The organism is Phytopseudomonas daroniae, assembly GCF_004327285.1.
Taxonomy (GTDB): Bacteria; Pseudomonadota; Gammaproteobacteria; order Pseudomonadales; family Pseudomonadaceae; genus Aquipseudomonas; species Aquipseudomonas daroniae.
The window spans coordinates 1-12,974 of sequence record NZ_QJUI01000008.1 but is presented as its reverse complement, the minus strand read 5'-3'; the positions used below and the strand labels follow the sequence as shown (position 1 = coordinate 12,974).

Annotated in this window: 8 protein-coding genes and 2 pseudogenes; all 10 read left to right on the top strand. The window is 64.3% G+C overall.

The annotated features are described in order from the left end of the window. Positions 1–51: 51 nt before the first annotated feature. Positions 52–852 (top strand): type VI secretion system accessory protein TagJ, encoded by an 801-nt coding sequence (locus DNK06_RS10215; RefSeq protein ID WP_131179926.1) that lies wholly within the window; start codon positions 52–54, stop codon positions 850–852. Continuing rightward, entirely contained in the window at positions 840–1,355 is a 516-nt protein-coding gene (tssE, locus tag DNK06_RS10210) for a type VI secretion system baseplate subunit TssE (RefSeq protein WP_131179925.1), read from the top strand. Before DNK06_RS10215 ends, tssE begins: the two co-directional genes overlap by 13 nt. Beyond that, on the top strand, positions 1,352–3,211 hold the full coding sequence (gene tssF / locus DNK06_RS10205) for a type VI secretion system baseplate subunit TssF (protein WP_131179924.1): 1,860 nt from the start codon (positions 1,352–1,354) through the stop codon (positions 3,209–3,211). The genes tssE and tssF overlap by 4 nt, the downstream gene beginning before the upstream one ends. Next, positions 3,175–4,197 carry a type VI secretion system baseplate subunit TssG gene (tssG, locus tag DNK06_RS10200; RefSeq protein WP_131179923.1) on the top strand — a complete coding sequence of 341 codons (1,023 nt, stop codon included), beginning with the start codon at positions 3,175–3,177 and terminating at the stop codon, positions 4,195–4,197. The genes tssF and tssG overlap by 37 nt, the downstream gene beginning before the upstream one ends. Further along, positions 4,197–4,628, top strand: a pseudogene (locus tag DNK06_RS10195) (DUF4150 domain-containing protein); the annotation flags it as partial. The gene tssG and the pseudogene DNK06_RS10195, both read left to right, overlap by 1 nt. Before the next feature lie 581 nt (positions 4,629–5,209). After that, complete coding sequence (locus DNK06_RS10190) at positions 5,210–6,067, top strand: hypothetical protein (protein WP_131179922.1); 858 nt, start codon at positions 5,210–5,212, stop codon at positions 6,065–6,067. Between the two features lie 74 nt (positions 6,068–6,141). Beyond that, positions 6,142–8,850 carry a type VI secretion system ATPase TssH gene (tssH, locus tag DNK06_RS10185; protein WP_131179921.1) on the top strand — a complete coding sequence of 903 codons (2,709 nt, stop codon included), beginning with the start codon at positions 6,142–6,144 and terminating at the stop codon, positions 8,848–8,850. Between the two features lie 35 nt (positions 8,851–8,885). Then, positions 8,886–10,742, top strand: a pseudogene (locus DNK06_RS25285) (type VI secretion system Vgr family protein); the annotation flags it as partial. A 961-nt stretch (positions 10,743–11,703) separates the two neighbouring features. Further along, a complete protein-coding gene (locus DNK06_RS10175; protein ID WP_131177310.1) occupies positions 11,704–12,174 on the top strand; it encodes a hypothetical protein in 471 nt (156 codons plus the stop codon). Between the two features lie 24 nt (positions 12,175–12,198). After that, positions 12,199–12,974 (top strand): DUF2169 family type VI secretion system accessory protein (locus DNK06_RS10170; RefSeq protein ID WP_131179919.1); only part of this gene is annotated, 776 nt, incomplete at its 3' end.

Genomic DNA, 12,974 nt, shown 5'->3' with positions numbered 1-12,974 from the left:
GCCTTATGACCACTGCAGCGCAGTGGTGCCGAGCCAGTACAGGGAATGACGATGACCGCCGAAGAACACCTGCGTAACGCACAGCTCGACGAAGCACTGAAGGCGCTGCAGGATCAGGTTCGGACGCAGCCCGCCAAGGCGGAGCTTCGGGTATTCCTGTTCCAGCTGCTGGCCGTGATGGGCCAGTGGAGCCGCGCCCAGAACCAGTTGAAGGTGGCAGGCGAGCTGGATGCCGCCTGCCTGCCCATGGTGCAGACCTACAGCACCGCGCTGAACTGCGAAGCCCTGCGCGAGCAAGTATTCGCCGGACGCACCACCCCGGTGGTACTCGGCCAACCCGCCGAATGGGTGGCGCCGCTGATCCTGGCCCTGGAGCAGGATGCCCAGGGCAACGCCGAGGCGGCCCAGAGCCTGCGCGACCAGGCCTTCGAAGCAGCCGCCGCGGTGCCGGGCAAACTCGACGAAGCCCCCTTCGCCTGGCTTGCCGATGCCGACCCGCGCCTCGGCCCGGTGCTCGAGCTGATCGTCAATGGCCGCTACGTCTGGCTGCCCATGGAAAACATCGCCAGCCTCAGCCTGGAAGCGCCCAGCGACCTGCGCGACCTGGTCTGGCTGCCGGCCCAGCTGACTCTGACCAATGGCGGCAGCACCGTGGCGCTGATCCCCAGCCGTTACCCTGGCAGCCACAGCAGCACCGACGGTGCGGTGCGCCTGGCGCGCAAGACCGAATGGCAGGACAACGGCCTGCCACTCGGCCAGCGTCTGCTCGCTTTCGATCAGGGCGAACAGGCCCTGTTCGATGTCCGCACACTGAGCTTCGACCACAGGAATGCAGCGACATGGCCGACCTGAAACGTCAGGAACGCCTGCAGCCCGCGCTGCTCGACCGCCTGCTCGACGACGATCCGGGCAACCAGGCGGAAAGCGTCGACAAGCGCGTGCTGACCCTCAACCAGTTGCGTGCCTCGGTGCTGCGCGATCTGGCGTGGTTGTTCAACACCGTCGCGCCGCTCACCAGCGATAACGAAGCCCTGACCCGGGCTGGCAGCTCGGTGGTCAATTTCGGCCTGCCACCGCTGGCCGGGCACAGTGCCTCGAGTATCGATATCCAGGCGGTAGAACGCCTGATGACCAAGGCCATCGCCGACTTCGAGCCGCGCATCGTGCGTTCTTCTCTGCGCGTACGCGCCCGTCAGGAAGCCGAGGAGATGAGCCACAACTCGCTGAGTTTCGAGATCGAAGGCGACCTCTGGGCGCACCCCATGCCGCTGCGTCTGCTGCTCACCACCGAGCTGGATCTGGAAACCGGCCACGTTCAGGTATTACCCGCCGACGCATCACGGAGACGACGATGAACCCGCGCCTGCTCGGCTACTACAACCAGGAACTGCAACACATCCGCGAGAGCGCCGAAGAGTTCGCCGGCGAGTTCCCGAAGATCGCCAGCCGTCTGACGCTTTCCGGCGTGGAGTGCGCCGACCCTTACGTGGAACGCCTGCTCGAGGGCTTCGCCTACCTGACCGCACGGGTGCAGCTCAAGCTCGATGCCGAGTACCCGACCTTCACCCACAACCTGCTGGAGATCGCCTACCCGCACTACCTGGCACCGACCCCGTCGATGACCGTGGTGCAACTGTGCGCCGATCCCAACGAAGGCTCCCTGAGCAGCGGTTTCACCCTCGAACGCGGTGCCTCGTTGCGCGGCCTGCTCGGCAGCGAAGCACAGACCGCCTGCGAATACCGCACCTGCCAGCCGGTCACGCTATGGCCGCTGGAAGTGACCCAGGCCAGCTATTTCGGCAACCCGACGACTCAGCTCGGTCGCCTGGCCGCCAGCGAACCCGGTGCCAAGGCCGGCCTGAAGCTGCGCCTGCGTACCGGCGCCGGCCTGCCGTTCAATGCCCTGGATCTGGATACCCTGACGTTCTTCCTGCACGGCGCCGACGAGCAGCCCTTCCGTCTTTACGAACAACTGCTCGGCAATGCCTGTGCCCTGTTCGTGCGGGCCGTCGATGGCTCATGGATCGAGCGCCTGCCGCCCGACAGCCTGCGCGCGCGCGGCTTCGACGACCAGGACGCCGCACTGCTGGTGGTGCCCCGGGCCTTCCAGGGCTATCGCCTGCTGCAGGAATACTTCGCCCTGCCCAACCGTTTCCTGTTCGTCGAACTGAGCGGACTGAAACGCGCCGTGCAACGCAACACCAGCCAGGAGCTGGAGATCGTGGTGCTGTTCAATCGCCTCGACAACAGCCTGGAAAACAGCATCGGCGCCGAGCAGTTCCGCCTGTTCTGCACCCCGGCGATCAACCTGTTCGCCCGGCGCGCCGACCGCATTCACCTCAGCGACCGCGTCCACGAACATCAGATCATCGCCGACCGCACACGCCCGCAGGACTTCGAGATCCATTCGATCACCGAAGTCAGTGGCCATGGCAGCGGCCCGGAGCAACCCTTCCAGCCGTTCTATGCGGTGCGCGATCCCTCGCGCTACGGCCGCGAACAGGCCTGGTACAGCCTGCGCCGCGAGCCTCGCGTGCTGTCGAGCAAACAGCGCCGTAACGGCCCACGCTCCACTTACATCGGCAGCGAGACCTTCATCTCTCTGGTCGACGCCAACCAGGCGCCCTATCGCCACGACCTGCGCCAGTTGGGCATCGCCGCACTGTGCACCAATCGCGACCTGCCGCTGTCGATGCCGATCGGCGGGACGCGTAGCGATTTCACCCTGGAGGACAGTGCTCCGGTGGTCGCTGTGCGCTGCCTGGCCGGCCCCAGCCGACCGCGGGCCAGCCGGGCCCACGATGCCAGCGCCTGGCGCCTGATCAGCCAGTTGTCGCTCAACTATCTGTCGCTCAGCGAGCAGGGCCAGGGCGCTGCCGCCCTGCGCGAACTGATGCGCCTGTACGGTGACGCCGGCGACAACGCCCTGCAGTTGCAGATCGACGGTCTGCGTCAGGTCAGCAGCAAGGCCTGCACGCGACGTCTGCCGATGCCCGGGCCGATCGTCTTCGGTCGCGGCCTGGAGATCGGCCTGGAGTTCGACGAGAACGCCTTCCGCGGTACCGGGGTGTTCCTGCTCGGCTCGGTGCTGGAGCGTTTCCTGACACGTTACGTATCGATCAACAGCTTCACCGAAACGGTGCTGCGCACCAGCGAACGGGGCGAAGTGATGCGATGGAGGGCCAAGCCCGGATGTCGGCCGACCCTGTAGACACACTGGCGGCGATGGCCGAAGCCCCCTGGAACTATGACTTCTTCCAGGCCATGCGGCGCATCGAGTGCGAATACCCCGAACACCCGCGTCTCGGCCATTCCGTGCGCCTGGTCGACGACCCGTTGCGCCTCGGGCAGAAGCCGGACTGCGGCTTCGCGCCCTCGACCCTGGCCAGCGTCATCCACGACAGCACCGGCACACCGCGCATCGAGCAGTTCTTCTTCGGCCTGACCGGCCCCAACGGCCCGTTGCCGCTGCACCTGACCGAACACGCCCGCGAGCGTCAGCGGCACCATGGCGACGCCACCTTCAAGCGCTTTCTCGACGTTTTCAACCATCGTCTGTTGACCCTGTTCTACCGTGCCTGGGCCGAAGCCCGGCCCACCGTCAGCCAGGATCGCGCGGACGATGACTACTGGTCGCCACGCCTCGGCGCCCTGTCCGGCCGCGGCATGCACAGCCTGATGGGCCAGGGCCCGATCGACGACGCCGCACGCTATTACTTCACCGGCCATCTGGCCGCGCAGACCCGCTATCCGGATGGCCTGCAGGCGATCCTCAGCGAGTACTTCGGCGTGCCGGTGGCGCTCGAGGAGTACGTCGGCCAGTGGCTGCAATTGCCGGAATACAGCCGCCTGGGCGCCGCCACCTGCAGCCTCGGCGTGGACCTGTGCCTGGGCACCCACGTGTGGGATCGGCAACACAAGTTTCGCTTGCGCCTGGGCCCGTTGAGCCTGGCGCAGTACCGACGTTTCCTGCCGGATCAGCCGCTGCTCGCCGAGCTGGTGGCCTGGGTGGCCGAATACCTCGGTGAAGAACTGGACTGGGACACCAACCTGGTGCTCAAACAGGAGGAAGTACCGCAGGCTACCCTGGCCGGCGATTACCGACTCGGCTTCGATACCTGGCTCGGGCAACCGATCGAGGATGCCGATGACCTCCATCTCGGCAGCGGCCACTGCCGAACCAGGGAGGCGTGCTGATGGCCAATCAGGTCTTCGCCAACAACATGGAGATTGCCTGCAAGTCGGCCAGCGGCAAATCCGTCGCGGCCTTTCCGGACGTCTGCTTCACCCCGCCGCAGGCACCGCCCACGCCCATGGGCATACCGATTCCCTATCCCAATACCGGGTTGGCCAAAGACACCAGCCGCGGTACGCGCAGTGTGAAGATCACCCGCAAGGAGGTCATGCGCAAGAACAAGAGCCACTTCAAGACCAGCTATGGTGACGAGCCCGGCTGCGCACCGAAGAAAGGCATTCTTACCGGCAAGATCAAGGGCAAGGTGTACTTCACCAGTTGGTCGATGAACGTCAAGGTCGAAGGCCTCAACGTCGTCCGCCATATGGATCTGACCACTCACAACCATGGGTCGATGCCCGGCAATACGCCGCCTTGGCCGTACATGGATGAAATGGCCATGGCCGTCATGAACTGTGACGAGGCACTGGAACGAACACCGGTTAAAAATCATAGCGAGCAACAGAAGCGCTGCCAGGCCATCAAGCAGGAGACTGGAGTGGAATACCAATCCCACCATGTCATCCAGAATTCGCACTTCTGCTATCCGCGCGGCACCACGCTCACGGAAATCTGCCCAGGGTATGACGAAGCGCTGGCGCCCTGTATCGCGCTAGAGGACGGTACCGATCCGAGTACCGGCCACGGCCGGGTATCGCAGATGCAGAAGGCGGATGCCAAGCGATATCGGGATGCCTATAAGGACAAGCAGACCAGTCCGACCTATCAGGACGCACGAGCCGACGCCAAGCGCCAGTTGACCGAGCCGGAACCCGGCCCGGGTCTCAGCGAGAACGATGCCGAATGCGTGCTGCGTGAGGTCGACAAGCAATTTCACCAGATGTGCAAGAGCGGTATGAAGCAGCCCAAACAGTTCGAACTGCGAGCGCCCGGCACTCGTGGTGCAGCGTTGCCGCAGAAAGTCATTGCGAAGAAAGCCCAAAAAACAAAGTTGTTCTGATAAGGACGTTTTCAATGAACGATTCACGTCAAGTCAGTATTGTCGCCGTATGTGGCAACGGCCGAGGACAGGCCGATGTTCTATTGAACGTCTACGAACCACCTCTGGAACCAGACGCGATCATTTCCTGCGTCCATCGTGTTTCCTATGACGACGAAGGGCTGAGTGCTACCTCGCTGTTCGATGTCGATCACTGGCTGACCCATATGCATCGTCGGGGTGACTGGATCGCCACCTGTTCCATGAATGGCCATATCCACTATTTCGATGGCGTTCGCTGGCAGACGCTGCAGACCACAGCAGAAGATGGCTTCAACGCCGTATTCATCGCATACCAGGGCAGCATTCATGCCGCAGCGCTGGACGGCTCCATACGTCTGATCGAAAACCATCAAGAGCAGATTGTTTCAGCAGCAGGCGGCAAACGCCTCAATGCGCTGCACGGCTGTGCCAGCGATTGCCTATATGCCGTTGGCGATGGTGGGCGAGTTCTTCATTTCGACGGGAGCCGCTGGAACGAAATTGAGCCCTTCACCAACATTAGCCTGCTAGATGTGCTGTGCATATCCGCATATCAGGTAGTCATTGCCGGGGCCAAAGGCGGTCTTTGGATCGGCTATGGCGATATCTGGCAGCAACTCGATGCGGCTGACTACAGCATCAGTAACCTCGCTTTGCAGCAGGGTCAAATCTGGCTTGCAGCGGGGGCCAACGGCGTATTCAAGCTAGATGGCGATCAGTTGCAGGAAAGCAAACAGGCCCCCCTGTATCGGCTGGGGGCCAATGACACACACCTGTTGGCGGTTGGTGGAGAAATATTCGCCTGGTGGGACGGATATGAGTGGCAGGGTTGGCGTTATGAAATCGACTGACATGCCTACTGCCCCCTCACGGACACCAGATGCAGCAAGCAATGGAAACAAGTCATTAGGTAAAGGAGCACACCATGAGTGAAATCAGTCGCGCCGCGCTGTTCGGCAAGTTGAACAGCGTCGCCTACAAGGCCATCGAAGCCGCCACCGTATTCTGCAAGCTGCGTGGCAATCCCTACGTCGAGCTGAGCCACTGGCTGCACCAGATCCTGCAGTTGCAGGATTCCGACCTGCACCAGATCGTGCGCCAGTTCAGCATCGAGCCGGCGCGCCTGGCCAAGGACATCACCGAAGCCCTGGATCGCCTGCCGCGCGGTTCCACTTCGATCACCGACCTGTCGTCCCACGTCGAGGAAGCGGTGGAGCGCGGCTGGGTCTACGGCAGCCTGATGTTCGGCGAGAGCCAGGTGCGCACCGGCTACCTGATGGTCGGCATCCTCAAGACGCCGAGCCTGCGCAATGCCCTGCTGGCCATCTCCCGCGAGTTCGACAAGGTCAAGGTCGACACCCTCACCGAGCGCTTCGACGAGATCGTCGGTGCCTCGCCGGAGAACGCCCTGAGCGCCACTGACGGTTTCGATGCCGGCGCCGTGCCGGGTGAAGCCAGTGGTGCCATCGCGCCAAGCGCCATGGGCAAGCAGGAAGCGCTCAAGCGCTTCACCGTCGACCTCACCGAACAGGCGCGCAGCGGCAAGCTCGACCCCATCGTCGGCCGCGACGACGAGATCCGCCAATTGGTCGACATCCTCATGCGCCGGCGGCAGAACAACCCGATCCTCACCGGCGAAGCCGGGGTGGGCAAGACCGCGGTGGTCGAGGGGTTCGCCCTGCGCATCGTCGCCGGTGACGTGCCGCCGAGCCTCAAGGACGTCGAGCTGCGCAGCCTGGATGTCGGTCTGCTGCAGGCCGGCGCGAGCATGAAGGGCGAGTTCGAACAGCGCCTGCGTCAGGTCATCGAGGACGTGCAGAGCTCGCCCAAGCCGATCATCCTGTTCATCGACGAAGCCCACACCCTGGTCGGCGCCGGTGGCGCGGCCGGTACCGGTGATGCCGCCAACCTGCTCAAGCCGGCGCTGGCCCGCGGCACCCTGCGCACCGTGGCCGCTACCACCTGGGCGGAATACAAGAAACACATCGAGAAAGACCCTGCCCTGACCCGACGCTTCCAGGTGGTGCAGGTGGACGAGCCCTCCGAGCACCGTGCGATCCTGATGATGCGCGGCGTCGCCTCGACCATGGAAAAACACCACCAGGTGCAGATTCTCGATGAAGCCCTGGAGGCCGCCGTCAAGCTGTCGCACCGCTATATCCCGGCACGTCAGCTGCCGGACAAATCGGTGAGCCTGCTCGACACCGCCTGCGCCCGCGTGGCCATCAGCCTGCACGCGGTGCCGGCCGAGGTGGACGACAGCCGTCGGCGTATAGAGTCCCTGGATACCGAGCGGGCGATCATCGGCCGCGAACAGGCCATCGGTGTGGCCATCGGCAGCCGCCTGTTGGACGTCGACGCGGCGCTGGCTGAAGAGCGCCTGCGTCTGGTCACCCTGGAAACCCGCTGGGCCGACGAGAAGGCGCTGGTCGACGAGCTGCTGGCTACCCGAGCCCGCTTGCGCGCCGCCGCCGAACCGGTGGACGACACCAGCCGTGAAGGCGGCGCCGAGCAACCGGTATTGAGCGACGAAGAACGCACGGCCCTGCGCGATACCCTCGGCGATCTGCAGCAGCGTCTCAGTGCTCTGCAGGGCGAAACCCCGCTGATCCTGCCAACGGTGGACTACCAGGCCGTCGCTTCGGTGGTAGCCGACTGGACGGGCATCCCGGTCGGGCGCATGGCGCGCAACGAGCTGGAAACCATCCTCCAGCTCGATGAGCACCTGAAGAAACGCATCATCGGCCAGGATCACGCTCTGGAGATGATCGCCAAGCGCATCCAGACCTCCCGCGCCGGCCTGGACAACCCGAACAAGCCGATCGGCGTGTTCATGCTCGCCGGCACCTCCGGCGTGGGCAAGACCGAAACCGCCCTGGCCCTGGCCGAAGCCCTCTACGGCGGCGAGCAGAACGTCATCACCATCAACATGAGCGAGTTCCAGGAAGCGCACACCGTCTCCACCCTCAAGGGCGCGCCCCCCGGCTACATCGGCTACGGCGAAGGCGGCGTGCTGACCGAAGCGGTACGCCGCAAGCCCTACAGCGTGGTACTGCTCGACGAGGTGGAAAAAGCCCACCCGGACGTGCACGAGATCTTCTTCCAGGTATTCGACAAGGGCGTGATGGAAGACGGCGAAGGCCGCCAGATCGACTTCAAGAACACCCTGATCCTGCTCACCACCAACGCCGGCACCGAGATGATCGCCGGGCTGTGCAGCGACCCGGAACTGATGCCCGAACCCGCAGGCATCGCCAAGGCCCTGCGTGAGCCGCTGCTGCAGATATTCCCGCCGGCCCTGCTCGGCCGCCTGGTGACCATCCCCTACTACCCGCTCTCCGATGACATGCTCAAGGCCATCACCCGCCTGCAGCTCGAGCGCATCAAGAAGCGCATCGAGGCGACGCACAAGGTGCCGTTCGATTACGACGACAGCGTGATTGATCTGGTGGTCTCGCGCTGCACCGAGAACGAGAGTGGCGGCCGGCAGATCGACGCCATCCTGACCAACAGCATGCTGCCGGACATGAGCCGCGAATTCCTTACCCGCCTGCTCGAAGGCAAACCGCTGGCCGGGGTTCGTGTGACGCAGCGGAACAACGAGCTGCATTACGATTTCGACCGAACGCAGTGAGCGTCAGCGACGCCCGCTGCGCCTGAGGACGCGACATGGCAATTACCCAAGACGCACGCATGGCCGTCGTCACCAGCCCGTTGGGTGGTGACGCCCTGGTGCTGCGCAGGATGGAAGGCCGGGACGAGCTCAGCCGTCCCTTTGCCTATGAGTTGGCGCTGATCTCCGAGGATCATGCGCTGCCACTCGATGCCCTGCTGGGCAAGCCGATGGGGCTTACCTTGCAACTGGCCGACGGCAGCGACCGCTATTTCCACGGCATCGCTGCCCGCTGCAGCCAGGCGGCAGGCAACGGCCAGTTCGCCAGTTACCGGGTCAGCCTCAAGCCCTGGCTGTGGCTGCTGTCGCGCACCTCCGACTGTCGCATCTTCCAGAACAAGACCGTGCCCGATATCGTCAAGCAGGTGTTCCGCGACCTCGGTTTCTCCGACTTCGAGGACGCCCTCAGCCGCTCCTACCGCGAGTGGGAGTACTGCGTGCAGTACCGCGAAACCAGCCTGGACTTCATCAGCCGGCTGCTCGAACAGGAGGGTATCTACTACTACTTCCGCCACGAGCAGGCCCGTCACGTGCTGGTGCTGTGCGACGCCTATGGCGCCCATCGGGCCGCTCCCGGCTACGCCAGCGTGCCCTACTTCCCCTTGGAAGATCAGATGCGCGAGCGCGACCACATCTACGACTGGCACCTGAATCATGAAGTGCAGTCAGGCTCGCTGGAACTCAACGATTACGACTTTCAGCGCCCCAGCGCGCGCCTGGAAGTGCGCTCGATCGTCTCGCGCCCCCATAGCAACGCCGGACACCCGCTGTTCGATTACCCGGGCGAGTACGTGCAGAGCAAGGACGGCGAGCAGTATGCGCGCAATCGCATCGAGGCCATCCATACCCAGTACGAACGCATCCATTTGCGCAGCAACGCGCGGGGAATCGGTTCCGGCCACCTGTTCAACATGACCGGCTACCCACGAGCCGATCAGAATCGCGAGTACCTGACGGTCAGCGCCGACTACCAGATCGTCCAGGAATCCTTCGAGAACAATACCAGCGACGAGCCGCTGCAGTTCGACAGTCGCCTCGACTGCATCGACGCCAGCCAGGTATTCCGCCCGCTGCCACTGACCGTGCAACCGATCGTGCAGGGACCGCAGACCGCCATGGTGGTCGGCCCCAAGGGTGAGGAAATCTGGACGGATCAGTTCGGCCGGGTCAAGGTGCACTTCTACTGGGATCGCCACGACCAGTCCAACGAGAACAGCTCCTGCTGGATCCGCGTGTCGCAGAACTGGGCCGGCAAGAACTGGGGTTCGATCCAGATCCCGCGCATCGGCCAGGAAGTCATCGTCAGCTTCCTCGAGGGCGATCCCGACCGGCCGATCATCACCGGCCGTGTCTACAACGCCGAGCAGACCGTGCCCTACGACCTACCGGCCAATGCCACCCAGAGCGGCGTCAAGAGCCGCTCGAGCAAGGGCGGCACACCAGCGCAGTTCAATGAAATCCGCATGGAGGACAAGAAGGGCGAAGAGCAGTTGTACATCCATGCCGAGCGCAACCAGGACATCGTCGTCGAGCTGGACGAGACCCATGCCATCGGCCGCGACCGCAGCAAGTCCATCGGCCGCAACGAGACAGTCGATGTCGGCGCCAACCGCACCAAGAAGATCGCCCGCAACGAACGCTACAGCATTGGCCACAACAAGACGGTCAACATCGGCCGCTTCAAGGTCGAGAGCATCGGCATGGCCAAGATGACCAACGTCGGCCTGGGCTACAACCGTAACGTCGGCATGGCCATGTTCTCGGCGGTGGGCCTGAACCGCACCGATTTCGTCGGCAAGACCTGGGCCATCTCGGCCGGGGACAAGATCGAACTCAAGGTCGGCAGCTCCCAGCTGACCCTGACGCCGGATGCCATCTACCTCAGCGCCAAGGACATCCACTTCAAGGCACAGGAATACCTGCACGCCGATGCTCCATCCGACATCCTGCTCAACTCGGGTACGGCACAACCGGCGCCCGAACATAGCGGCAAGATCGATCCGGCCACCCAGGTCGGCGCTCTCGGGGTGGTCGCCGGCGTACTGCGGGGCCAGGGCTCGCAAGCGCCGCCGGTGGCCCAGGGTAACGACAAGCGCCCGGGCGCCGAGGCCCAGGACAGCGCCACGCTGAGGAGCACGACGCCCGCGGCGAGCGATACGCCGGCTGCCGTGGCCACCGGCCTGGGCAGCGCCGTGGATCGCATCGCGGCGCAATCGCCTTCCCTGCAGGACGATCTGCGCCAGCTCAAGGCAGAAGGCTGGGATATCGAGTATGGCCCCGCCGGAGAAGGCACCTATGCGCTACAGGAAGGGGACGTGAGCAAGATCGTCATCGATGGCGACCTACAGAGCGACCCGGCCACCGTCGCCCAGGTGCTGGCCCATGAGGTCGGCCATGCCACCTACCCCTACGAGGCGGATCTGTCCTCCAGGGCGGCCTATGTCGGTGGCGCGCTGGAAGACGAAGGCGCGGCGGTACTGAACAACATCAAGGTACAGCGGGAGATACTCGCCAATGGTGGCCCGGATATCGGCATCAACGGCAGTGCTGCCAACCACGCGGCTTACAACGCTGCCTACGACCAGTTCATCGCCAACGACAACGCGGACGCGGCACGCCAGAGCATCGGCCGGGTATGGGGCAGTGAAACGTCCTCGGTCAAGGTCGATGGCCAGTTCGTCAATTACAACGACTACTACGGCGGCTGGTATGACGATAACGTCGGCTCCGAGTGAGCGGCCCTTTTTCAGGTTGTGTGCCTGCGTACTCCTGGCGAGCACCGCAGCCTGTTCCACAGTCAACGAGAGCGAACAGATGAAGCAAGCCCCTTTCAGCCTCTGGCAAGCCATCGAGCGACTGGCGCAGCAAGCGCCCTTGAGCCCGGACAAGGTTGAGCAAACCCTGGGCAGCCCCCTGCTGCTCGACAAGCAGGACGCCCACCGCACCCGCTGGGTTGGCGGCGAAGTGGCGCTGCAGGACAACGTACGCATCGCCCAGACCGGCTTCACCCTGCTCAGCCAGGAGCAGGCCAACCCCAGAAGTAGCGTCGGCCTGTTCCTGAGCGGAGCCTGCATCGGCCGCGACGAGATCGAAGCCCGGTATGGTTCCCTGCGCCTGGTCACGGCGCCCCGAGGACGCTCGCTGAACGAATCCAGCGTCTGGGAAAGTGCCCAACCCTGGGGCCAGTTGCGCTTCGCCTTCAAGCAGAACAACCCCGAATGCCTGCACAGCGTGTCGATATCCCCGGTGCAGCGGCCCACGCCCGGCACGCCGCCTCAGCAGTGAATCCAAGCGAACGACGGACATACGGTGCAGATCGATAACCGCAGCGGCTTCCCCCATGCCTGGTTCGAGAAGACCGGTCCAGGCGGCATCGTTTACGACGTGCTGGTGCTGCGCGGCACCTTCGCGCTGACCGGCGACTATCGTCCACTGCCGCGGGCCGACGTCCAGGCGCCCATCGTTTACGCCGATGAGTACGATGGCCATCCCGAAGCCAATCCCCTGCAAAGCGTGCTACGCCGCGAAGGCGACCTGAGCCTGTTCAAACCGGCCAGCGACGTCTACGTCACGGGTACCGCGCACAGCGAGGGCGGCGTGGCCAGGCCCGGCTGGCTCGCCGGCATCCGGGTCGGCACGCAGCGCAAGCTGTTGCAACTGCATGGCCCGCGCCGCTTCGAACGCCATGGACAGGACTGGCAACTGAGCAACGCCGAGCCCACCAGCCAGGTGCCACTCGATTACCGTTACGCCTTCGGCGGCTGCTACAGCGTGATGGCGAACCCACAGGGCCAGGTGGAACGGGTATACAACCCCGACAATCCTGCCGGGTGCGGCTGGCTGCCCGGGGAGGCTGATCTGCAAGCCGTGTCGCCCGAGGCTCGGCAGCAGATCCGCCAATGGCTGGAGGGTGTACGCGAGCTGCCGGCCCCGCAGATCGAAGACCCCCAGGCGCCGCTCACCAGCCCCCATGACGATCTGCCGGCACAAGGCTTCGCGCCCCTGGCGCGCTGGAGTCAGCCACGCCTCCAGCATGCCGGCACCTACGACGAACACTGGCAGAGCGAGCGCTATCCGTTGCTGCC